Genomic DNA, 570 nt, shown 5'->3' on the forward strand with positions numbered 1-570 from the left:
GCAGCTTTAGATGTGTGTGGGGGACGTTGGTGGGAAGGTGTGAAGTGTCGGGGGGGTAGTGTCGGTTGTTATGTGCTAGTCCGTAGCCCGCAGTACATAGGGGCGGCGTTGGTGTGTTAGTGGTTGTCGCATCTGGTGTGGTGTTGTCTTCTTTTTTTTTGGTTGGTGTTGTGGTGTTTGTGTTGTTGTTTGGGGGGGCGATTGGTGTGTTTTGGGGGGTTGGTTGGGTGTGTGTTGGAGTCTTGCTTTGCGTTTTTTTGAGTGGGGTTGGTGGGGGGTGTGGTGTGGTGGTGGTTGGGTTGGTGGTGGTGGGTGTGGTGGTGTTGTGTGTGGTTTGGTGGGTTGGTGTGGTGTTTTTTGTTGTTGGGTTGTGGTTTGTGTTGGTTGTTGGTTTTGTTGGTGGTGGGGTTGGTGTTGTTTTGGTTGTTGTTGTTGTGTTGTTTGTGTTTGGGTTGGTGTTTGGTGTGGTGGTGGTGGGTGTTGGTGTTTGTGTGTTGGTTCTGGTTGTTTGGGTGTTGGTGTGGGTGGTGGTGTTGGTTTTGTTGGGGTGAGTTTGGTTGTGTGTGGGGT

Annotated in this window: 2 protein-coding genes; both read left to right on the top strand. The window is 51.6% G+C overall.

The window, feature by feature from the left end; translation table 11 throughout:
* The first annotated feature begins 123 nt into the window (after positions 1-123).
* Positions 124-261 carry a hypothetical protein gene (locus ACTHTY_RS11450; RefSeq protein WP_440367732.1) on the top strand — a complete coding sequence of 46 codons (138 nt, stop codon included), beginning with the start codon at positions 124-126 and terminating at the stop codon, positions 259-261.
* Positions 262-570, top strand: a 309-nt coding sequence (locus tag ACTHTY_RS11455; protein WP_440367734.1) for a hypothetical protein, incomplete at its 3' end; no start/stop codon positions are given. It lies immediately after the preceding gene.

This window comes from Neisseria sp. P0019.S002, from assembly GCF_051957155.1.
Classification (GTDB): domain Bacteria; phylum Pseudomonadota; class Gammaproteobacteria; order Burkholderiales; family Neisseriaceae; genus Neisseria; species Neisseria perflava.